This is a genomic window from Burkholderia sp. AU32262 (genome assembly GCF_020419985.1).
In the GTDB taxonomy this organism is placed as follows: Bacteria; Pseudomonadota; Gammaproteobacteria; order Burkholderiales; family Burkholderiaceae; genus Burkholderia; species Burkholderia semiarida.
Genome location: NZ_JAIZRS010000008.1, coordinates 216409 through 238131, shown reverse-complemented (window position 1 = coordinate 238131; position 21723 = coordinate 216409). Strand labels below are relative to the sequence as shown.

15 protein-coding genes and 1 pseudogene are annotated in these 21723 nt (G+C 67.2%); 6 read left to right on the top strand and 10 right to left on the bottom strand.

Features of this window, described 5'->3' with window-relative positions:
- Positions 1-231: 231 nt before the first annotated feature.
- From opcM to LGN10_RS12630, 4 genes are read right to left on the bottom strand one after another with little or no spacing between them, the layout of a single operon-like run.
- Positions 232-1767, bottom strand: a complete 1536-nt coding sequence (gene opcM / locus LGN10_RS12645) for a multidrug efflux transporter outer membrane subunit OpcM (protein WP_059582216.1) — start codon at positions 1765-1767, stop codon at positions 232-234.
- Positions 1768-1777: 10 nt separating this feature from the next.
- Positions 1778-4963, bottom strand: coding sequence for a multidrug efflux RND transporter permease subunit CeoB (ceoB, locus tag LGN10_RS12640; protein WP_226223637.1), 3186 nt, complete (start codon positions 4961-4963; stop codon positions 1778-1780).
- 45 nt (positions 4964-5008) lie between these two features.
- A complete protein-coding gene (gene ceoA / locus LGN10_RS12635; protein ID WP_059582051.1) occupies positions 5009-6226 on the bottom strand; it encodes a multidrug efflux RND transporter periplasmic adaptor subunit CeoA in 1218 nt (405 codons plus the stop codon).
- Positions 6227-6257: 31 nt separating this feature from the next.
- On the bottom strand, positions 6258-7118 hold the full coding sequence (locus LGN10_RS12630; protein ID WP_059582049.1) for an alpha/beta hydrolase: 861 nt from the start codon (positions 7116-7118) through the stop codon (positions 6258-6260).
- A gap of 173 nt (positions 7119-7291) precedes the next feature.
- Here LGN10_RS12630 and ceoR point away from each other — a divergent pair, with 173 nt between their 5' ends.
- Both ceoR and LGN10_RS12620 read left to right on the top strand, forming a co-directional pair.
- Positions 7292-8296, top strand: a complete 1005-nt coding sequence (gene ceoR, locus LGN10_RS12625) for a putative multidrug efflux transcriptional regulator CeoR (protein ID WP_059582046.1) — start codon at positions 7292-7294, stop codon at positions 8294-8296.
- Positions 8297-8702: 406 nt separating this feature from the next.
- Positions 8703-8996 (top strand): DUF4148 domain-containing protein, encoded by a 294-nt coding sequence (locus LGN10_RS12620; RefSeq protein ID WP_060309892.1) that lies wholly within the window; start codon positions 8703-8705, stop codon positions 8994-8996.
- A gap of 222 nt (positions 8997-9218) precedes the next feature.
- Here the strand turns inward: LGN10_RS12620 and LGN10_RS12615 are convergent.
- From LGN10_RS12615 to LGN10_RS12600, 4 genes and pseudogenes are all read right to left on the bottom strand, one after another.
- A pseudogene (locus LGN10_RS12615) lies at positions 9219-10298 on the bottom strand (purine-nucleoside phosphorylase).
- Between the two features lie 231 nt (positions 10299-10529).
- Positions 10530-11123, bottom strand: a complete 594-nt coding sequence (locus tag LGN10_RS12610; RefSeq protein ID WP_059582036.1) for a LysE family translocator — start codon at positions 11121-11123, stop codon at positions 10530-10532.
- Positions 11124-11204: 81 nt separating this feature from the next.
- Positions 11205-12269 (bottom strand): selenide, water dikinase SelD, encoded by a 1065-nt coding sequence (selD, locus tag LGN10_RS12605; protein WP_081059225.1) that lies wholly within the window; start codon positions 12267-12269, stop codon positions 11205-11207.
- 144 nt (positions 12270-12413) lie between these two features.
- The gene (locus LGN10_RS12600) at positions 12414-13922 is read right to left on the bottom strand and encodes a PLP-dependent aminotransferase family protein (RefSeq protein ID WP_226223635.1); all 1509 of its coding nucleotides are present in this window, start codon (positions 13920-13922) and stop codon (positions 12414-12416) included.
- A gap of 126 nt (positions 13923-14048) precedes the next feature.
- Between LGN10_RS12600 and LGN10_RS12595 the strand changes: the two genes are divergently transcribed.
- Positions 14049-15332, top strand: coding sequence for a 4-aminobutyrate--2-oxoglutarate transaminase (locus tag LGN10_RS12595; protein WP_059582213.1), 1284 nt, complete (start codon positions 14049-14051; stop codon positions 15330-15332).
- Positions 15333-15433: 101 nt separating this feature from the next.
- Positions 15434-16903, top strand: a complete 1470-nt coding sequence (gabD, locus tag LGN10_RS12590; RefSeq protein WP_226223633.1) for an NADP-dependent succinate-semialdehyde dehydrogenase — start codon at positions 15434-15436, stop codon at positions 16901-16903.
- A 120-nt stretch (positions 16904-17023) separates the two neighbouring features.
- Here gabD and LGN10_RS12585 read toward each other — a convergent pair whose 3' ends face one another.
- Positions 17024-18568, bottom strand: coding sequence for a PAS domain-containing methyl-accepting chemotaxis protein (locus tag LGN10_RS12585; RefSeq protein WP_226223631.1), 1545 nt, complete (start codon positions 18566-18568; stop codon positions 17024-17026).
- Positions 18569-18979: 411 nt separating this feature from the next.
- Positions 18980-20524, bottom strand: coding sequence for a PAS domain-containing methyl-accepting chemotaxis protein (locus tag LGN10_RS12580; RefSeq protein WP_226223629.1), 1545 nt, complete (start codon positions 20522-20524; stop codon positions 18980-18982).
- A 311-nt stretch (positions 20525-20835) separates the two neighbouring features.
- On the opposite strand from LGN10_RS12580, the gene LGN10_RS12575 reads away from it, so the two are divergent.
- The gene (locus LGN10_RS12575) at positions 20836-21054 is read left to right on the top strand and encodes a hypothetical protein (RefSeq protein WP_226223623.1); all 219 of its coding nucleotides are present in this window, start codon (positions 20836-20838) and stop codon (positions 21052-21054) included.
- Entirely contained in the window at positions 21051-21611 is a 561-nt protein-coding gene (locus tag LGN10_RS12570) for a GNAT family N-acetyltransferase (protein ID WP_226223621.1), read from the top strand. Before LGN10_RS12575 ends, LGN10_RS12570 begins: the two co-directional genes overlap by 4 nt.
- The last annotated feature ends 112 nt before the right edge of the window (positions 21612-21723 follow it).

Genomic DNA, 21723 nt, shown 5'->3' with positions numbered 1-21723 from the left:
GCGCGAAGGTCAACAGACGTGGCATATGACGCGTTTGCTAGATGCGGCGTTCGGCATGGCGACGACAACGGCCATTCAGCTTGCCGCGGCGAGTGTCCCTTCCTGGCCGATCGCCGACGTTCCTCCACGGAAATTTGGATGACCCATAAAAAACCCGGTCCGCGTTGCCACGGACCGGGGTTCGTCGTTCGACCACTTGCTTGAGCAGCCCGCCCGTCAAGGGCCGCAGCGTCAGCGCCCAGCCACTTCCGCCTTGCCGGCCCCCGCATCGCCGATCGCCGTCGGCGCCGCGCCCCACCCGCCGCCGAGCGCACGAATGAGATTGACGGTCGACACCGCCTGCGCCCCCGTCAACTGGTTCGCCTGCAACTGAGACTGCAACACCGACCGCTCGCTGTCGATCACGTCGAGATACGCGACCTCCCCTTCCTGATACTGCGTCCGCGACAGCGTCGCCGCACGGCGCGAAGCATTGACGGCCGCATTCTGCGCGCGAATCTGGTCGTCGAGCAGGCGCAGATCGGCGAGATTGTCCTCGACCTCGCGGAACGCGACGAGCACCTGCTGCCGGTAGTTCGCGACCTGTTCGTCGTACTGCGCGCGCGCCTGCTGCACGCCGGCCGCACGGCGCCCGCCGTCGAACAGCGGCAGCGTCAGCGCGGTGCCGGCGAACGGCCCGAGCAGGAACGTGCGGCTCGACCACAGGAACAGGTTGCCGAGCGTCGATGCTTCATACCCGAACGACCCGGTAATGTCGAGCTTCGGGAAGTACGCCGACTTCGCCAGCCCGATCCGCGCATTCGCGGCCGCCATCGCGCGCTCGGCCGCCGCCACGTCCGGGCGGCGTTCGAGCAGCGCGGACGGCAGGCCCGGCGGTATCTTCACCGCGACCGGCACGATCGGCGTTTCCTTGAACGCGAAATCCGCCGGCGCCTTGCCGAGCAGAATGGCCAACGCATGCTCGGACGCCGCGCGCCGGCGCGCGACGCCGACCGCATCGGCCTGCGCGCTGGCCAGCTCGTTCTTCGCGCGCGACACGTCGAGTTCGCTGATGTCGCCTTCGTTGAAGCGGCGCTGCACCAGCTTCAGCGCCTGCTCGCGCAGCTCGACCGTGCGGCGGTACAGGTCCTGATCCGAATCGAGCTGGCGCAGTTCGAAGTAGTTCTGCGCGACGTCGGCCTGCAGCGCGAGCTGCACCGAGCGGAACAGCGCCTCGCTCTGCGCCTGGTCGGCACGCGACGCCTCGACGTTGCGGCCGACGCGGCCGAACAGATCGGCTTCGTACGACACCGTGCCCTGCGCGCGCCACAGCGTCGCGTTGGTCGGGCCCGTACCTTGCGGCTGGAACTGCGACGCCGACGACAGCCCCTCACGCGTCGGCCCGAACCCGGCGCCGACCTGCGGGAACCATTGCGAGCGCGCCGAACGCGTCGCCGCACGCGCTTCCTCGACTCGCGCCGCCGCGGCCTTCAGGTTCTGGTTCGCGGCGAGCGCCTGCGCCTCGAGCGAATCGAGCACCGGGTCGCCGAACACCTTCCACCATTCGCCGCGATGTTCGCCATCCGACGGCTCGGCCGTCTTCCACGTGCCGGCCTGCTCGCCGGCGGCGAGGGTCGGCGCTTCCTTGAACGCGGCGGGCGCCGCCGCGTCCGGACGCTTGTAGTCGGGGCCCACCGCGCACGCGGCGAGCAGCGTCGCGAGCAGGGTGCTCGCGGCCGCCACCTTCGCGAAGCGCATCAGGCCGTTCGTGTTGTGCAAGTTATTCATTTTCTGGTCCTCAAGCATCGGGCGCCGGCACGCCGTACCCCGCCGAATCCTTGCCGGCGACGTGGATCTTGCCGCCCGCGAGCGTACGCAGCACGACGTAGAACACCGGCGTCAGCATCAGCCCGAACAGCGTCACGCCGAGCATCCCGAAGAACACCGCGACACCCATCGCATGGCGCATTTCCGAACCGGCGCCGGTCGACGTGACGAGCGGCACCACACCCATGATGAAGGCGATCGACGTCATCAAAATCGGGCGCAGCCGCAGCCGGCTCGCCTCGATCGCGGCCTCGAGCGGCGTCCTGCCGTCGTGTTCGAGCTCGCGCGCGAATTCGACGATCAGGATCGCGTTCTTCGCCGACAGCCCCACCAGCACCATCAGGCCGATCTGCGTGAAGATGTTGTTGTCGCCCTGCGTGAGCCACACGCCCGTCAGCGCCGACAGAATGCTCATCGGCACGATCAGGATCACCGCGAGCGGCAGCGTCAGGCTTTCATACAGCGCGGCGAGCACGAGGAACACGAGCAGCACGCTGATCGGGAACACATACATCGCCGAATCGCCCGCAAGGATCTGCTGGTACGTGAGGTCGGTCCACTCGAAGCGCACGCCGCGCGGCAGCGTCTCGTGCGCGATGCGCTCGACCGCGGCCTGCGCCTGGCCCGACGAGAAGCCGGGTGCCGGGCCGCCGTTGATGTCGGCCGCCGTGTAGCCGTTGTAGCGCACGACCATTTCCGGGCCGAACGTCGGCGTCACCGTGACGAGCGACGACAGCGGCACCATTTCGCCCTTGTCGTTGCGCGTCTTCAACTGCAGGATGTCGTCCGCGCGCTGGCGGAACGGCGCATCGGCCTGCACGCGCACCTGGTACACGCGCCCGAAGCGGTTGAAGTCGTTCACGTACAGCGAACCGAGATACACCTGCATCGTGTTGAACACGTCGGTCACCGGCACGCCGAGCTGCTTCGCCTTCACGCGGTCGAGATCGACGTTGAGCTGCGGCACGTTGATCTGGTAGCTCGTGAACAGCGGGCCGAGTTCAGGCGCCTGCTGCGCGCGCTTGATGAAGTCGTTGGTCGCATCCGACAGCTTCGCATAGCCCACCGCGCCGCGATCCTCGATCTGCATCTTGAACCCGCCGAGCGTGCCGAGGCCGAGCACCGGCGGCGGCGGGAACACCGCGACGAACGAATCCTTCATCGCGCCGTATTTCTGGTTCAGCGCACCCGCGATCGCGCCGGCCGACAGCGCCTTGCCATGCCGCTCCGAGAACGGCTTGAGCGTGACGAACACGATGCCCGCGCTCGAGCTGTTCGTGAAGCCGTTCACCGACAGCCCCGGGAACGCGACCGCGCTCTCGACGCCCGGCTGCTTCAGCGCGATCGAACCCATGTCGCGGATCACCTTCTCGGTGCGGTCGAGCGATGCACCGTTCGGCAACTGCGCGAACGCGATCAGGTATTCCTTGTCCTGCGCGGGCACGAAGCCGCCCGGCACGACCTTCGACACGAGCACGGTCGCGCCCACCAGCACGAGGTACACGCCGAGCATCAGCGTCTTGCGCGACAGCACGCCGCGCACGCCGCGGCCGTAGTTCTCCGCGCCGCGATGGAACACCTTGTTGAAGCGGCGGAAGAAGCCGCCGAGCACGCGGTTCATCACGCGCGTGAGCCAGTCTTCCTTGTCGCCGTGCCCCTTCAGCAGGATCGCGGACAGCGCCGGCGACAGCGTCAGCGAGTTGAACGCCGAGATCACCGTCGAGATCGCGATGGTCATCGCGAACTGCTTGTAGAACTGGCCGGTCAGGCCCGACATGAACGCGAGCGGCACGAACACGGCGACGAGCGTCAGCGCGATCGCGATGATCGGCCCGCTCACTTCCTGCATCGCCTTGTAGGTCGCCTGCCGCGCGTTCATCCCGCCCTCGATGTTGCGCTCGACGTTCTCGACGACGACGATCGCATCGTCGACCACGATCCCGATCGCGAGCACCATCCCGAACAGCGACAACGCGTTGATCGAATACCCGAACGCCAGTAGCAGCGAGAACGTGCCGATGATCGACACCGGCACCGCGATCAGCGGAATCAGCGACGCGCGCCAGGTCTGCAGGAACACGATCACGACGATCACGACCAGCGCGATCGCTTCGAGCAGCGTGTGCACGACGGCCTTGATCGACGAACGCACGAACTGCGTCGGGTCATAGACGATCTTGTAGTCGACGCCGGCCGGCATGTCCTGCTTCAGCTCGGCCATCGTCTTGCGCACCTCGTCCGAGATCTGCAGCGAGTTCGCGCCCGGCGACTGGTTGATCGCCATCGCGACGGCCGGCTTGTTGTCGAGCAGCGAGCGCAGCCCGTATTCGGACGCGTCGAGCTGGATTCGCGCGATGTCGCGCAGGTGCGTGACGCCGCCGTCCGGCGTCGTCTTCACGACGATGTCGCCGAACTCGTCTTCCGTCTGCAGACGGCCGCGCGCGTTCACCGACAGTTGCAGCGGCGTGCCGGGCAGCGACGGCGACGCGCCGATCACGCCGGCCGCGACCTGCACGTTCTGCTCGCGGATCGCCTGCACGACGTCCTCGGCCGACAGCCCGCGCTGCGCGACCTTCTGCGGATCGAGCCACACGCGCATCGCGTAGTCGCCCGAACCCCACAGCTGCACCTGACCGACGCCCTGGATCCGCGACAGCCGATCCTTCACGTTGATCAGCGCGTAGTTGCGCAGGTAGGTCATGTCGTAGCGGTTGTCCGGCGAGATCAGGTGGACCACCATCGTCAGCGTCGGCGAGCTCTTCACCGTGGTGATGCCGAGCCGCTGCACGTCTTCCGGCAGGCGCGGCAGCGCCTGGTTCACGCGGTTCTGCACGAGCTGCGTGGCCTTGTCCGGATCGGTGCCGAGCTTGAACGTGACGGTGATCGTCATGTTGCCGTCGCTGTTCGCCTGCGACTGCATGTAGAGCATGTCCTCGACGCCGTTGATCTGCTCTTCAAGCGGCGACGCGACCGTCTCGGCGATCACCTTCGGGTTCGCGCCCGGGTACTGCGCCTTCACGATCACGGAAGGCGGCACGACCTCCGGATATTCCGAAATCGGCAGCAGGAACATCGCGATCACCCCGCCGAGCAGGATGATCACCGATAGGACTCCTGCGAAGATCGGCCGGTCGATAAAGAATTTGGAAATGTTCATGGGTTGCTCTGTCTGGTTGAACGCGGATGCGAAGCGGCGTGCCGCTTACGAATCCGCCTTCGCCGGTGCGGCCGGCTTCGCGGTACCCGCGAGCGGCGCGGACGGCTCGTCGCCGCCCGTCATCGGGACCATGTGCGGCTTCACCTGCTCGCCGGGGCGCACGCGCTGCGTGCCGTTCACGATCACGCGATCGCCGGCCGCGAGCCCGCTCACGATCACGCGCCGGTTGCCGTGCTGCATTCCCGGTTGCACTTCGCGGTACGACACGCGGCCTTGCTGATCGACGACGAAGACGAACTTCTTGTCCTGATCGGTGTTGATCGCGGCATCGTCGACGAGCAGCGCCTCGTGCGGCGCGCTGCCGCCCACCTTCACGCGGGCATAGAGGCCCGGGACGAGCGTGCCGTCCGCGTTGTCGAAGCGTGCGCGCACGCGGATCGTGCCCGACGACGTGTCGAGCCGGTTGTCGACCGAGTCGATCTCGCCGCTGCGCGAGTAGCCGGTCTCGTTCGCGAGGCCGAGCTCGACCGGCACCTTGCGACCGTTGCGCGCGCCGTTGATGTATTGCAGGTAGGTCTGCTCGTCCGCGTCGAACGACGCGTAGATCGGCGACACCGACACCAGCGTCGTCAGCGGCGCGGCCGACGCACCGGCCGACACGACGTTGCCGAGCGTGATTTCCGCACGCGACACGCGGCCCGATACCGGCGCCGTGATGCGCGTGTAGCCGAGATTGATGCGCGCCGTTTCCAGCGCGGCTTCGGCGGCCTTCAGGTTCGCGCTCGCTTCGCGCGCCGCGTTCTGCTTCTCGTCGTAGTCGCGCTTCGCGATCGCGTTGTCGCCGATCAGCCGCTGCGCGCGCTGCCAGTCGGTCTGCGCGTAGCCGTTGCGCGCCTGCGCGGCCGCGAGCTGCGCGGCGGCGCGATCGACTTCCGCCTGGTACGGGCGCGGGTCGATCACGAACAGCACGTCGCCCTTCTTCACGAGCGCGCCGTCCTTGAAATTCACCGCGACGATCGTGCCCGACACCTGCGGGCGCACGTCGACTTTCTCGACCGCCTCGAGGCGGCCCGAATAGCTTTGCCAGTCGGTGACGGTCTGCGGCACGACGGTCGCGACGTCGACTTCGGGCAGCGGCGCCGCCGCTTTCTCGGGCGCGTTCGCGTTCACGCGCATCGCGCCGAACGTGCCGAGGCCGACGACGGCGAGCGTGACGATCGCCGCGGTCGCGATTCGTGAACGGGTGGTGCGTAGGATGGCCATGTGGATCTCCGGTAAGCGTGGATTGGTCTGGTTATTCGGAACGGTTCGGCTGGCGCGCCTGGAAACGGCACTGGAAGAAGCGCACGGCTTCCTCGAACGCGGCTTCGTGCGTGGCGAGCGCGGCGTGCGTGATGTCCGGGTAGCGGATCACCTGCGTGAGCACGCCCGATGAAATCAGGCAGCCCGCATATTTCTCCGCCTCGACGTGCAGCACGTCGTTCTGCGCGGTGACGACGAGCGTCGGCGGCAGCCCCGCGAGGCGCACCGATTCGATCGGCGCCGCGTACGGGTGCATGCGCTGCGCCGCCTGCGGCAGGTATGCGCGATAGCAGGCCGCGCATTCGCGCGCGGTGATGTCGGACGCGAGGCGCTCGGCGTCGCCGATGCGCGTCATGCTCGGGTCGAGCATCGGCCCGAACAGCGCCTGCGCGGCGATCGACACCTCGCCGCGGTCGCGGGCGATGAAGGCGAGGCAGTTCGCGAGCTGGCCGCCCGCATCGTGCCCCGCGACCCCGATCTTCTTCGGGTTGCCGCCGAACGCGCGGGCGCGCGTCGCGGCCCACACGGCGGCGCGATACGCATCCTCCGGCGCGGCCGGAAAAGGAAAGGCCGGCGCGAGCGAATAGTCGACCGACACTACGAGAGCTGGTAAGCGTTCTGCTAAAAAACGCGCGGCGAAATCCGCGTCTTCGAGCGAACCGCGAACGAAGCCGCCGCCGTGGAAATAAAGCACTACTGGCAACCCGGTCTTGTCCGGACGGCGGTAGAGGCGCAGCACGATGTCCTGTGCGTAGCCGGGAATTTCGACTTCGGCAACCGTCAGCGCCCCGCCCGCTGTGGCTTGCGCGGGCAGCGCGGCTTTCAGGAATTTGCTGAATTCAGAAGCGTCCATGACGATGCGGCATCCATTTCGAGATGGAACGAATTCTGAGTCCGGCAGACATTGGGATAAATGCCTATAATCCGGCAACACAATTCAACGCCCCCGAACAATCCGAGGCTGCGTTTACCCATGAGGTAGCGCAGCCTCGTTGTTCGCGGGCTCATTAGATTGCGGAGGTTGTGATGGACCGGCTTCAGGCCATGCAGGTGTTTACTCGCGTCGTCGATACAAGCAGCTTCACCAAGGCAGCAGAAACGCTCGGCCTGCCGCGAGCGTCCGTCACGACGATCATCCAGAATCTCGAAGCCTTCCTCGGCGTGCGGCTGATGCACCGGACCACGCGCCGGCTGTCGCTCACGCCGGACGGCGCCGCGTACTACGAACGGTGCGTGCGGATCCTCGCGGACGTCGAGGAAACCGAAGCGAGCTTCCAGGCCAACAATCGGAAGCCGCACGGAAAGTTGCGTATCGACATGCCGGGCTCGATCGGTCGGCTGCTCGTGATTCCGTCGCTGTGCGAATTTCATACGCGCTATCCGGACATCGACCTGCAGCTCGGCCTGTCCGACCGGCCGGTCGACCTGCTGCAGGAAGGCGTCGACTGCGTGATCCGCGTGGGTGCGCTGCAGGATTCGTCGCTCGTCGCGCGCCGCGTCGGCCTGTTCGAATGCGTGACGGTCGCGTCGCCCGACTATCTCGAGCGCAACGGCGAGCCGCAGACGATCGACGATCTGAGCCAGCACAAGGCCGTCAACTACTTCTCGAGCCGCACCGGCCGCACGATCGACTGGACCTTCCTGATCGACGGCAAGGAAGTCGAGATGAAGATGGAGGGCATCGTGTCGGTAAACGACGCGGATGCGTACGTGACCTGCGGTATCGAGGGCTTCGGGCTGATCCAGCCGCCGCTCTTCATGGTGCTGCCGCACCTGCGCGAAGGCCGGCTCAAGGAAGTGCTACCCGGCGTCAAGCCGCTGCCGATGCCGATCTCGGTCGTGTATCCGCACAGCCGCCATCTGTCGCCGAAGGTGCGCGTGTTCGTCGACTGGGTGGCCGAAGTGTTCGACCGCTGCCCGCTGCTGAGCGGCAAGGGCAGCCTCGACGCGACGTGCAGCAAGCGCACGTTCGAGGAAGCCGAACGCGCGCCGGCGCTCGATACGCCGGTCATCAACGAGTGGGTCGCGTAATCGTCTGAACCACGCGTGCGGGCCGCGGCGCCCGCACGTCATCCCGCCTGCGCGGCGCTTGGGCACCATCTTCAAGCGCGGCGCCCCGATCCTTCCCGAATCCGCAGTAAGCCTTTGCGCAACCCGCGGCAATCGGCCGTGTGCGTCGTCGCGCGCCCTCGCCGCCGCCCCTGCGACGCCGGCGCCACGGGGCTGCGGGCCGTTTCCGCATTCCCCCACCGCACGTACGGATTCCGATTGTTCCAGTCTCGCGACAATTCAATTCGTGCGAGCCGCATTTATCGCGACGGAACGGACACCTAGAGTAAACCCTGTCGCGCACCTCGTTGCGCATCGAACAGATCCCGCCTGGCGGGACCGGAGCAAGCGCTCAGGCGCCCGCTCCGACATCTTCAGGAGTGACGCCATGAACCACCGCCATCTTCTCTCGGCCCTTGCTCTCACGCTTGCCGTGTCCGCACCGGCCTTCGCCGATTCGGGTACGCCGCACGCCGGCGACTACGGCAACACGTCGTGGTATTCGCAGCACAACGGCCCGCGCACGCGCGCCGAAGTGAGCGCCGAGGTCGTGCAGGCACGCAAGGACGGCACGCTCGCGTACTTGCGCAAGGCAACGTCGTACCCGCAAGGGCTCGAGCTCGCACAAGGCGCCTATCGCCCGATGCCGGAAAGCAACCAGCTCGCCGGCGGGGGCCGGTAAACGCGCGAGGCCGCGCAGCGGGTTGCCCCGCGCGCGGCATCTCGAACGACCTTATCGACGACTCGCTGAGTCAGTGAGTTGCAGGAGCACATGATGAACGATCAACTTCCTTCGCCGCTCGATCACTGGGACGACACCACGCCGGTGTGGACGCCGTTCCGCTCCGGGTCGCAATCGCATTGACGCTCGCGGTGACGTGTCGCCGATACCGTCCTGCGGCGATCAACGGCGCGGCACTCCATCACGCCATTCGCCCCAGTGCGTGACGATGTCCTGCACGAGCGGATTGCCCGCACGGTACAGGTTTTCGGTCGCCGGCGCGAAGCCGCCCTGGTCCGCGTAGTTCAGCAGGTTGTCCGCGCTCGTCTGTCCCGCGTACGGCCGGTCGAAATCGGACCCCGTGCGCAGCACGGCGACGCGCGACAGGTCGACCCGCTTCACGCTCGCCGCGCGCTTGAGCGCTTCGTACGTTGCGTTGTCTTCCTGCGCGGTCATGCAGTAGGTGCCCTTGCCGTCCGTGAGGATCTTGGTCCACTGGCGCGCGCGCTCGCCGATCAGCGTGCCCGAGAACCACGTGTTGCCCGATGACGTATCGCACTGGATCACCGTCGGCGGCCGGTTGGCCGGCGCGTACGTGAACTTCGCGCGCGCGGCCTGTGCTTGTGCGCTGTCCGCGAGCACGACGTTGCGCGACAGCGCATATGCGGCGTCGGTCAACTGCGGGTTGAGCTGAAATACTTCGGTGCGATAGTCGAGCGGCGGCTTGTCGTTCGGGCTCTTCGTGTTGATGCCGAGAAAACCGGTGTTCCACCCGGCCGGAATCTCGCGCGCATCGAGCTCCCACTGCAGGCTGAAATCGACGAGGTATTTCGACCACGCGGCCGAGCCGACCGTGCCTTGCGCGGGATCGACGCCTGCGATGCCCGAGATCAGGAAGTACGTGCGGCGCAGATCGAAGCGCTGCGAGAACGTGAGCGCCATGATCGTCGCCGACGCGTTCGCATAGCCCATGCCGGTCGTGACCACGCACACGTCCTGCTTGTTGCAGTGGACGGCCGGATAGTCGGGCGACAGGCCCGGCACGGCGATGTCGCGCCACGGGCCGAGCCGGTCGAGCCACGCCTAGCCTTCCGGACCGAACATCGTGATGATCATGACCTTGACCGGGCGGCCCTGTGCACCGGTCTCGGCGAATGCGGCGTTGCCCGCATTGTTGCCCTGGTTGTCCTGCGCGATCGACGGCGCGGTCGCGCAGGCCGCGAGCGAGAATGCAGCGGCTGAAAGGATGGAGCGAGTCAGCATCGGCGTTCCTTGTTTCAGTGATGTTGGATGAGAACGGCTGTCGGAGACTGCGCGAGGGAGTATAGAACGGGCGTGCGCGATGCGGAACCCGACTACGAAACGGCGGGCCGTGTTTCGTGCGAACGGATGCGTGTTGCGCGACGGGAAATTGCCCACTCGTCGCGGCCTTGCAAACGTCAGGAATGCTATCGGGTTTGCCGCCAACCGCGACCTCGGCCGCTTCTCGCCGCGCTACACGCGCAACAGCCCCGCGACGCCATATCCAAGCACGACGAGTGCGGCGACCACATGGCTCGCGGCGAGCCATCCCGGCGACTTCACGAAGCGCCCGATCGCGCTGCCGCCGAACGCGAACACGAGCTGCCCGGCGAGACTGCCCGCGAACACGCACGCCGCGCCGAGCAGCCAGTGCCGGTGCGCACCGGCGGCAGCGGTCGCATAGCCGTAGAACAGCAGGATGGTCAGCGGATTCGCGAGCGTGACGAAGAACATCGACATGAACGGGCGATCGGCCGGCGGCGTCGGTACGCTGCCGTCGAGCGTGCGGCGCCGCTCACGCAGCGCCTGCCACAGCATCCGCGCGCCCATCGCGAGCAGCACGAACGCACCGACCCTGCGGAACACCGACAGATACGACGCCAGCGTGCCCGCGAGCAGCGCGCCGATCGTGAACGCGACGACCGCATAGCAGCCGTCGGCAGCGGCCACCCCGAGCGCCGCGCGCACGCCGGTCGCCGTACCGGCGCGCATGCCGTAGTGCGCGATCATCAGTGCGACGGGCCCGACCGACAGCGCGATCGTCAGCCCGAACAGGAAGTCGTTCATCGGTCGTCGAAGGCGTCGATACCGTCGATGGAAAGCGTCGATTCCGGCGACGTCGAAACGATGCGGCGTGTGAATCCGGCGTCAGGCGACGTCGACGCGTGCGGGCCCGTCCACCATCTCGCCGATCACCGCCGCGCGGTCGAAACCGTCGGCACGGAAGCACGCGAGCACGTCGTCGACCGCTTCCGGCGCGCATGCGACCAGCAGCCCGCCCGACGTCTGCGGATCGGTCAGTAGCGCCTGCGCGACGGGCGGCAGCGCGTCGGCGAGCCGCACATCGGTGCCGTACGCGGCCCAGTTGCGGCCCGACGCACCGGTGAACACGCCGTCGGCCACGAACGTCTCGACGCCCGCGAGCCACGGCAGCGACGCATAGTGCACGCGCGCGGTGAGCCGCGCGCCGCGCGCCAGTTCGAGCGTATGGCCGAGCAGCCCGAAGCCCGTGACGTCGGTCAGCGCATGCACGCCCGACAGCGCGGCGAGTTCGGCGCCCGGCCGGTTCAGCTTGGTGGTGGTCGCAACCATCTGCGCGTAACCGTCGGCATCGAGCTGGTTCTTCTTCAGCGCGGCCGACAGCACGCCGACGCCGAGCGGCTTGCCGAGCACGAGCACGTCGCCCGCGCGCGCGGCCGCATTGCGCTTCACGCGCGACGGATGCACGACGCCGATAGCCGCGAGCCCGTAGATCGGCTCGACCGAATCGATCGAATGGCCGCCCGCGACCGGGATGCCGGCCTCCGCGCATACCGATTCGCCGCCGCGCAGCACGGCCGCGATCGTTTCGTGCGGGAGCACGTTGATCGGCATGCCGACCAGCGCGAGCGCGAGAATCGGCTTGCCGCCCATCGCATAGACGTCGGACAGCGCGTTGGTGGCCGCGATGCGGCCGAAGTCGAAAGGATCGTCGACGATCGGCATGAAGAAATCGGTGGTCGCGACGATCGCCTGCTCGTCGTTGAGCCGGTAGACGGCCGCGTCGTCGGACGTCTCGGTGCCGACCAGCAGATCGGGGAACAGCGCGGGCGGCGTCGCGCGCTTCAGCAACTCGGACAGTACGCCCGGCGCGATCTTGCAGCCGCAGCCGCCGCCGTGCGACAGGCTCGTGAGGCGCGGAACGGCGGGCGGGGCTTGGGTGGCTTCGGTCATCGTCGGCATCCGGTGAATAACAACGTTCTATTATCGGCAATTCCGCGCGAGCGCGCCCGGTACGCTCTCCGCGTTGCCGAGCGTATTGCGCTTCGATCGGCCTTTGACGGAATCGCAACGAGCCGATATTGCCGTGCTCACGCGTCAAGCCAGCGCCACGGCCCCGCCGAACGCCCGCTCGTCGATCGCCTCGGCCAGCGTCGCGAACGCGGTCGCGATCTCGTCTTCCGGCACGCACGCATAGCCGAGCAGCAACCCCGACGCGGCGCGCTCGCGATCCGCGTAATACCCGGACAGCGGCCGCACGACGATGTTGCGTTCGAGCGCGGCCTGCGCGACCGCGCGATCGTCGACGCCCGCCGGCAATTGCGTGACGAGATGCAGCCCCGCGTCGCTGCCGAGCGCGTGCAGCGTATCGCCATAGCGGCGCGCGACCGCGTCGAGCAGCACCTCGCGGCGTTGCCCGTACAGCGTACGCATCTTGCGGATATGCGACACGAAATGCCCTTCCGCGATGAATTCGGCGAGCACGGCCTGCTGCAGCAACTGCCCTTCGCGATACAGCTCGGCGCTCGCGGTCGCGAAACTTTCCGCGAGCGGCTCCGGCGCGACCAGATAGCCGACCCGCAGCCCCGGGAACAGCGTCTTGCCGAAACTGCCGACGTAGATCACCTGCCCGGCCGTGTCGAGCCCCTGCAGCGACGCGAGCGGCCGGCTGCCGTAGCGGAATTCGCTGTCGTAGTCGTCCTCGATGATCCAGCAGCCGTGCTGGCGCGCGTATTCGAGCAGCATCCGCCGCCGCGCGAGGCTCATCACCATCCCGAGCGGATACTGGTGCGACGGCGTGACGAGCATCAGCTTCGGCGGCTCGGCGAGATCGGCGGCCGACGGCGCGATGCCTTCGTCGTCGACCGGGATCGGCCGCGTGGTCAGCCCCGACACGTTCAGCACGCTGCGCACGCCCCAGTAGCACGGATCCTCGGTCCAGATCGCGTCGCCCGGATCGGTCAGCAGCCGCACCGCGAGGTCGATCGACTGGTGGATGCCGGTCGTGATCACGATCTGCTCGGGCGTGCAGCGCACCGAGCGCGACGTGCGCAGGTAGTCGGCCAGCGCCTCGCGCAGCAGCGCGAGCCCGCCGCCGGGTGCGTAGGTCAGCAGGTCCGGGCGCAGGCGCCGCCAGTACTTGTTGTGCAGCCGCGTCCAGACACGCGCCGGAAATCGCGACACATCGGGCACGCCCGGCATGAACGCGCCGCCCTGGCGCTTCGACACGCCGGCGCCCTCGACGAGCCGCGTGCCGCGCGCGGACAGCCGCCGCGCGGACGAAGGCACGACCGCCGGCCCGCCAGCCGGATCGGCCGGTGCACCGACGATCTCGTCGGGCGCGCTGTCGGCGACGAACGTGCCGCGGCCCGTCGCCGAGTTCACGTAGCCTTCGAGCGCAAGCTGTTCGTAAACCTGCGTGACCGTGTTGCGCGCGATCCCGAGCTCGGCGGCCAGCAGCCGCGACGACGGCACGCGCGTGCCGGCCGGCAGTTCGCGCGACAGGATCGCCTGTTGCAGCAGCCGGTGAAGCTGCCGGTAGATCGGCTGTTCGCCGCCGCGCACGAGGCGCTGCGCCAGCCAGTCCGACAACACGCTCGCGCGCATGATTGGCTCCTGAATATTTATTGAAATGGCTCTGATTGCCAGAGCCAAATGTGATTATAGTCGCCTCCATGGGCCGCCAAGGCGGCCGATTTTCTACTCACCGGGAAGAACATCAAGGAGATGACCGTGAAGAATGCCGATCTGCAGGCCCGCAAGAACGCCGCCACCCCGCGCGGCGTCGGCGTGATGTGCGATTTCTACGCAGCCCGCGCCGAGAACGCGGAGCTGTGGGATGTCGAAGGCCGCCGCTTCATCGATTTCGCCGCCGGCATCGCGGTGCTGAACACGGGCCACCGCCACCCGAAGATCGTCAAGGCGATCGCGGATCAGTTGAACAACTTCACGCACACCGCTTACCAGATCGTCCCGTACGCGTCGTACGTCGAGCTGGCGGAGAAGATCAACGCACGCGCGCCGGGCGACTTCCCGAAGAAGACCGCGTTCTTCACGACCGGCGCCGAAGCCGTCGAGAACGCGATCAAGATCGCGCGTGCGGCGACCGGCCGTCCCGGCGTGATCGCATTCTCGGGCGGCTTCCACGGCCGCACGATGATGGGCATGGCGCTGACCGGCAAGGTCGCGCCGTACAAGCTGAACTTCGGCCCGTTCCCGGGCGACGTGTTCCACGCGCCGTACCCGAACGCCGTGCACGGCGTGACGACCGCCGACTCGATCAAGGCGATCGAGATGCTGTTCAAGGCCGACATCGATCCGAAGCGTGTCGCCGCGATCATCTTCGAACCGGTCCAGGGCGAAGGCGGCTTCAACCCGGCGCCGGCCGAATTCGTGCGCGCGCTGCGCAAGATCTGTAACGAACACGGCATCCTGCTGATCGCCGATGAAGTGCAGACGGGCTTCGCACGCACCGGCAAGCTGTTCGCGATGCAGCACTACGACGTGCTGGCCGATCTGATCACGATGGCGAAGAGCCTCGCCGGCGGCATGCCGCTGTCGGGCGTCGTCGGCCGTGCGGACGTGATGGACGCAGCGGCGCCCGGCGGCCTCGGCGGCACGTACGCGGGCAACCCGCTGGCCGTCGCATCGGCGCACGCGGTGCTCGAGATCATCGACGAAGAGAAGCTGTGCGAGCGCGCGACGCAGCTCGGCGACGTGCTGAAGGCGAAGCTGAATGCGCTGCAGGCCGACGTGCCGCAGATCGCCGACGTGCGCGGCCCGGGCGCGATGATCGCTGTCGAATTCCTGAAGCCGGGTTCGGGCGAGCCGGATGCCGAATTCACGAAGCGCGTGCAGACGCGTGCGCTCGAGCGCGGCCTGCTGCTGCTCGTGTGCGGCGTGTACTCGAATGTCGTGCGCTTCCTGTTCCCGCTGACGATCCCGCAAGCCGTGTTCGACGAAGCGCTCGCGATCCTCGAGGAAGTGCTGAAGGAAACGGTCGGCGTGCCGGCCTGAGTGCCCGTCCACGTCAACTGAATGCGCCGCCGCCGTCGCGAAGACGGCGGCGGCCGTTTTCACCGGTCCTTATCCGTCCTTTTTCGAAGCAGGCGATTCACATGAGCACCGTTCAGGAAACCCTGGCACTGAAAGATCCGTCGCTGTTCCGCCAGCAGGCGTACATCAATGGCGAATGGCAACACGCGGCGACCGGCGAGTCGTTCGACGTCCGCAATCCGGCGACGGGCGGCCTGCTCGGCACCGTGCCGGCGATGGGCACGGCCGAGACGCGTCACGCGATCGAGGCCGCGAACGCCGCATGGCCGGCGTGGCGCAAGAAGACCGCGAAGGAACGCGCGACGATCCTGCGCAGGTGGCACGACCTGATGATGGAAAACGCCGACGACCTCGCGCTGATCCTGACGACCGAGCAAGGCAAGTCGCTGGCCGAAGCGAAGGGCGAGATCGGCTACGCGGCGTCGTTCCTCGAGTGGTTCGCGGAAGAAGGCAAGCGCGTGTACGGCGACACGATCCCGACGCCGGCGAGCGACAAGCGCATCGTCGTGACGAAGGAAGCGATCGGCGTGTGCGCGGCGATCACGCCGTGGAACTTCCCGGCGGCGATGATCACGCGCAAGGTCGGCCCGGCGCTCGCCGCGGGCTGCCCGATCGTCGTGAAGCCGGCCGAGGCGACGCCGTTCTCCGCGCTCGCGATGGCCGTGCTGGCCGAGCGCGCGGGCGTGCCGGCCGGCGTGTTCAGCGTCGTCACGGGCGATCCGAAGGCGATCGGCGGCGAGCTGACGTCGAACCCGATCGTGCGCAAGCTGTCGTTCACCGGCTCGACGCCGGTCGGCCGCCTGCTGATGTCGCAATGCGCGGCGACGGTCAAGAAGGTGTCGCTGGAACTCGGCGGCAACGCGCCGTTCATCGTGTTCGACGACGCCGATCTCGATGCGGCCGTGCAGGGCGCGATCGCGTCGAAGTACCGCAACAGCGGCCAGACGTGCGTGTGCACGAACCGCTTCTACGTGCACGAAGCCGTGTACGACCAGTTCGCGCAGAAACTCGCGGCGGCCGTCGGCCAGTTGAAGGTCGGCCGCGGCACGGAGCCGGGCGTCACGCAGGGCCCGCTGATCAACGAAGCCGCCGTGCTGAAGGTCGAGGCGCACATCGAGGACGCGCTCGCGAAGGGCGCGACTGTCGTGACGGGCGGCAAGCGCCACGCGCTCGGCCACGGCTTCTTCGAGCCGACCGTGCTGACGGGAGTCACGCCGGCGATGAAGGTCGCGAAGGAAGAGACGTTCGGGCCGCTCGCGCCGCTGTTCAAGTTCGGCAGCGACGACGAGGTGATCCGTCTCGCGAACGACACCGAGTTCGGCCTCGCCGCCTACTTCTACAGCCGCGACATCGGCCGCGTGTGGAAGGTGGCCGAGGCGCTCGAATACGGGATGGTCGGCGTGAACACGGGCCTGATCTCGAACGAAGTCGCGCCGTTCGGCGGCGTCAAGCAATCGGGCCTCGGCCGCGAAGGCTCGCACTACGGCATCGACGACTACGTCGTGATCAAGCACCTCTGTCTCGCCGTCTGACGGTTCGGGGCCTGCCGCTTTCGGCGACAGGCCCTGGCCGCCCGGCCGGAACCGGGCGGCCCGACGCGGGCCGGTACCCCTCTCCGTCGCGCCCGCGTCACCCTTCCTCTCGTTCCGCGATCAGCGGAATACGTTCACCGCCTCCACCAAACGCGTCGCCTGCTGCTTCAGGCTTTCCGACGCCGCCGTGCTCTGCTCGACGAGCGCCGCGTTCTGCTGCGTGATGTTGTCCAGGTGCACGACCGCCTGGTCGACCTGCGCGACGCCCGTGCTCTGCTCGGCCGTCGACGAACTGATCTCCGCGATCAGATCCGACACGCGCTTCACCTGCGTGACGATGTCCTCCATCGTCTTGCCCGCGCCGTCGACGATCCGCGCGCCCGATTCGACACGCTCGACGCTCGCACCGATCAGCGTCTTGATCTCCTTCGCCGCGTTCGCGCTGCGCTGCGCGAGCGCGCGCACCTCGCCCGCCACCACCGCGAAGCCGCGGCCCTGTTCGCCTGCGCGTGCGGCCTCGACGGCCGCGTTCAGCGCGAGAATGTTGGTCTGGAACGCGATGCCGTCGATCACGCCAATGATGTCCGCGATCTTGCGCGAGCTGGCGGTGATGTCGTTCATCGTCGCGACGACTTCGCTCACCGCCTGCCCGCCGCGCCCGGCCGCCTCGCTCGCGGAAACCGACAACTGATTCGCCTGCAGCGCCGTTTCCGCATTGCTCGACACGGTGGCCGTCATCTCGGCCATCGACGCGGCCGTCTGCTGCACGCTCGTCGACGCCTGCTCGGTACGTGCGCTCAGGTCGTTGTTGCCCTGCGCGATCTCGTTGCTCGCGCGCTGCACGTTCAGCACCTGCTCGCTGACGTCGTCGACGAGCCAGCGAAACATCAGCCCGAGCTGGTTGATCGTGCGCAGCGTCATGCCGATCTCGTCGACGCGGTTCATCCGCACGCCGCTGCGGCTTTCGCCGGTCGCCACGCGCAACGCCTCGTCGCGCAGTTCCCGCAGCGGCCGCACGATCTGTGCGTCGAGCCACAGCCCGGCCGCCGCCGTCACGCCGACCGCCGCACCGGCAAATGCCGCGAGCGCCCCGCCGGTCAAACCGCCCGCCCAGCCGGCGCCGATGACGGCCGGCGCCAGCACGCACAGCGTCGATACCAGCCGGGCTCGCACCGACATCGTCTGGAACAGCGACGCGACGCGCAGTGCACCCGTGCGAACGATCAATCCCTTGTGGAAGCGGCGGCTGCCGGCCTTGCCTTCGCGGAAATCGCGATACAGCGCCTCGGCGGCCGCGATCTCGTCGCGCGTCGCCTTCGTGCGCACCGACATGTAGCCTTTCGGCTGCCCGTTGCGCATCACCGGAATCGCGTTCGCACGCACCCAGTAGTGATCGCCGTTCTTGCGGCGGTTCTTCACGAGCGCGGTCCACGGCTCGCCGCCCTGGAGCGTCGCCCACATGTCGGCGAACGCCTCTTTCGGCATGTCCGGATGCCGCACCACGTTGTGCGGCTGACCTTCGATCTCCTCGGGAGAAAAGCCGCTGACCTGAATGAATGCCGCGTTCGCGTACGTGACGTAGCTGTCGGCATCGGTCGTCGACATCAGCGTCGCATCGTCGGCAAATTCGAATTCGCGTTGCGTGACGGGCTGGTTGTTGCGCATGGTGTGGAGCTCCGGGTGGCGGATCTTGCGTCCGCTCGTCGATTGATTCGAGACCCCGCGCATGACGATCGAGTCGCATGCGTGTAAGTCGACTCCTGCGCTTTCGGCAAATTCGGCGAAAACATTATGCCGAATCCGGATAAATATGCATTAAACATGCATCATCGTGTTTTTGCCGAACAATATGTTCATGGATAAACGAATTGCCTTGTCGGGCAAGGGTTTGCCGGCGATTCGTCTGATCATTCGACGTCGTGCATCCGGCCTGATTCAACGTGCGCCGGTAAAATCGGAAATACGAATATTTCTCGTTTTCCGCCATTCGATTCAATCCAAAAATCCGAATGAACGCTGTGCGCGACACGCCGGATTCATCGATCGAACCCGCGCATCGCGCACGCTTTTACGCCGTCACCTGAACACGTTCACCGCATCCACGAGTCGCGTCGCCTGCTGCTTCAGGCTTTCCGACGCCGCCGTGCTCTGTTCGACCAACGCCGCGTTCTGCTGCGTGATGTTGTCCAGATGCACGACCGCCTGGTCGACCTGCGCGACGCCCGTGCTCTGCTCGGCCGTCGATGAACTGATCTCCGCGATCAGATCCGACACGCGCTTCACCTGCGTGACGATGTCCTCCATCGTCTTGCCCGCGCCGTCGACGATCCGCGCGCCCGATTCGACGCGCTCGACGCTCGCGCCGATCAGCGTCTTGATCTCCTTCGCCGCGTTCGCGCTGCGCTGCGCGAGCGCGCGCACCTCGCCCGCCACCACCGCGAAGCCGCGGCCCTGTTCGCCTGCGCGTGCGGCCTCGACGGCCGCGTTCAGCGCGAGAATGTTGGTCTGGAACGCGATGCCGTCGATCACGCCAATGATGTCCGCGATCTTGCGCGAGCTGGCGGTGATGTCGTTCATCGTCGCGACGACTTCGCTCACCGCCTGCCCGCCGCGCCCGGCCGCCTCGCTCGCGGAAACCGACAACTGATTCGCCTGCAGCGCCGTTTCCGCATTGCTCGACACGGTGGCCGTCATCTCGGCCATCGACGCGGCCGTCTGCTGCACGCTCGATGCGGCCTGCTCGGTACGCGCGCTCAGGTCGCTGTTGCCCTGCGCGATCTCGTTGCTCGCGCGCTGGACGTTGTGCACCTGCTCGCTGACGTCGTCGACGAGCCAGCGGAACATCAGCCCGAGCTGGTTGATCGTGCGCAGCGTCATGCCGATCTCGTCGACACGGTTCATTCGCACGCCGCGCCGGCTTTCACCGGTCGCGACGTTCAGCGCCTGCTCGTGCAGCCGCTTCAGCGGTTGCACGATCTGCGCGTCGAGCCACCAGCCGGCCGCGGCCGCCACGCCGGCCGTCACGCCGGCAAACGCCGCGAGCCCGCCGCCGGTCAACCCGCCCGCCCAGCCAGCGCCGACGACCGTCGGCGCCAGCACGCACAGTGCCGAATGAACGCGCGCACGCACCGACATCGTCTGCGCGAGCGACGCGACACGCAGCAGCCCGGTGCGGATCACGAGCCCCTTGTGGAACCGACGCCGGCCGGCCTTGCCTTCACGAAACGCGCGATACAGCGCGTCCGCGGCTTCGCTCTCCTCGTGCGGCGCCTTCGTGCGCACCGACATGTAGCCCTGCGGCGCGCCGTCGCGCATCACCGGAATCGCGTTCGCGCGCACCCAGTAGTGGTCGCCGTTCTTGCGGCGGTTCTTCACGAGCGCGGTCCACGGCTCGCCGGCCTGAAGCGTCGCCCACATGTCGGCGAACGCCTCCTTCGGCATGTCCGGGTGACGCACCACGTTGTGCGGCTGGCCGACGAGTTCCTCGTTCGAGAAACCGCTTACCTGCGCGAACGTCGTGTTCGCGTAGGTGATGATGCTGTCGGCGTCGGTCGTCGACATCAGCGTGACGTCGTCGGGAAAATCGAATTCCTGTTGGGTAACGGGCTGGTTGTTGCGCATGCAAGGCTCCGAAAGGCGGATCTATCGTCCGCGCCGCGCTGAATTCGCGCTCAGTAGCCGAAAAACGGTTGATCGCTTTACGACACTCTCGTCCTTACTGTCGGCAATTCATCGGAAAACCTTAATCCCGATGCGCATAAAATAGGCAATTGGGCGATTGCCATGATTTCGATCAAATAATCCGGCGATAATCGCCACGCTCGTTTATTTGTCTGTCTCGGAGCGCCGTACGGTTTGACAATGCGTGCGGCCGTTGCAAGTGGCGAAACGATCGGCCTATCCTGCTCCATTCCACCTGAATTCGAATTCTGATGAAAAAGGCATTGCATGAAGTGAATCGGCTGTCCTCGAATACGACGACGGTCGAGCATGACAGCCATACCGGCGATCAGGCCGCGTTTCTCCGCAACGGCGACGCCGCGCGGTTTCCGCAAGAACACGAACCGGACGGCCACCGGATGCTGCCGCCCGAAGGCATGCCGCGCCTGCCGTCGATGTACGCAATCGCCGCGCACCGGGTGGCCGCATGACGCGCCGCACTACCGCCGAACGCGACGCGCTGTCGGCCCGCCCGCTTGCGCGCGACGACGTGCCGCTCGTGTGGACCATCGACCGGCGCGAAATCATCGAACACCTGTACGTCCTGCGCGACGGCGCGCTGCATCTCGTGCCCGAGTTCTACGACGTGGCCGGCTGGCCCGACGGCGAAGCCGATCACTACACGCCGATCCTGCTCGACTGCCACGACCGCGGCGGCTGGTTTCTCGGCAGGTTCGACGGCACGCGGCTCGTCGCGGCCGTCGTCGTCGACAGCCGGCCGCTGGGCCCGCAGCGCGACATGCTTCAGTTGAAGTTCCTGCACGTGAGCCTCGATTGGCGCGGTTGCGGACTCGGCGAACAGCTCTATCGCGCGGCGCAGATGCAGGCACGTGCAATGGGTGCCGAGCGCCTGTATGTGTCGGCCACGCCGTCGCGGCGCACGATCGACTTCTACCTGCGGCTCGGCTTCACGGTCAGCACGGCGCCCGATCCCGAGCTTTACGCGCTCGAGCCCGAGGACATTCACCTCGAAGGGCCGACGACCTGACGGCCCGGTACGCGGATAGCGGCGCGTCTGCCGCGACTGTCGCAGGCCGATTAACGACGAAAGCGACGACGGGCGGCACGAGACAACTCGTGCCGCCCGTCATGGCGGAAAC

What these genes read in the sequence shown, in the direction of transcription:
- opcM (WP_059582216.1), bottom strand. Translation starts at nt 1,767, where the DNA reads ATGAATAACTTGCACAACACGAACGGCCTGATGCGCTTCGCGAAGGTG.
- ceoB (WP_226223637.1), bottom strand. Translation starts at nt 4,963, where the DNA reads ATGAACATTTCCAAATTCTTTATCGACCGGCCGATCTTCGCAGGAGTC.
- ceoA (WP_059582051.1), bottom strand. Translation starts at nt 6,226, where the DNA reads ATGGCCATCCTACGCACCACCCGTTCACGAATCGCGACCGCGGCGATC.
- LGN10_RS12630 (WP_059582049.1), bottom strand. Translation starts at nt 7,118, where the DNA reads ATGGACGCTTCTGAATTCAGCAAATTCCTGAAAGCCGCGCTGCCCGCG.
- ceoR (WP_059582046.1), top strand. Translation starts at nt 7,292, where the DNA reads ATGGACCGGCTTCAGGCCATGCAGGTGTTTACTCGCGTCGTCGATACA.
- LGN10_RS12620 (WP_060309892.1), top strand. Translation starts at nt 8,703, where the DNA reads ATGAACCACCGCCATCTTCTCTCGGCCCTTGCTCTCACGCTTGCCGTG.
- LGN10_RS12610 (WP_059582036.1), bottom strand. Translation starts at nt 11,123, where the DNA reads ATGAACGACTTCCTGTTCGGGCTGACGATCGCGCTGTCGGTCGGGCCC.
- selD (WP_081059225.1), bottom strand. Translation starts at nt 12,269, where the DNA reads ATGACCGAAGCCACCCAAGCCCCGCCCGCCGTTCCGCGCCTCACGAGC.
- LGN10_RS12600 (WP_226223635.1), bottom strand. Translation starts at nt 13,922, where the DNA reads ATGCGCGCGAGCGTGTTGTCGGACTGGCTGGCGCAGCGCCTCGTGCGC.
- gabD (WP_226223633.1), top strand. Translation starts at nt 15,434, where the DNA reads ATGAGCACCGTTCAGGAAACCCTGGCACTGAAAGATCCGTCGCTGTTC.
- LGN10_RS12585 (WP_226223631.1), bottom strand. Translation starts at nt 18,568, where the DNA reads ATGCGCAACAACCAGCCCGTCACGCAACGCGAATTCGAATTTGCCGAC.
- LGN10_RS12580 (WP_226223629.1), bottom strand. Translation starts at nt 20,524, where the DNA reads ATGCGCAACAACCAGCCCGTTACCCAACAGGAATTCGATTTTCCCGAC.
- LGN10_RS12575 (WP_226223623.1), top strand. Translation starts at nt 20,836, where the DNA reads ATGAAAAAGGCATTGCATGAAGTGAATCGGCTGTCCTCGAATACGACG.
- LGN10_RS12570 (WP_226223621.1), top strand. Translation starts at nt 21,051, where the DNA reads ATGACGCGCCGCACTACCGCCGAACGCGACGCGCTGTCGGCCCGCCCG.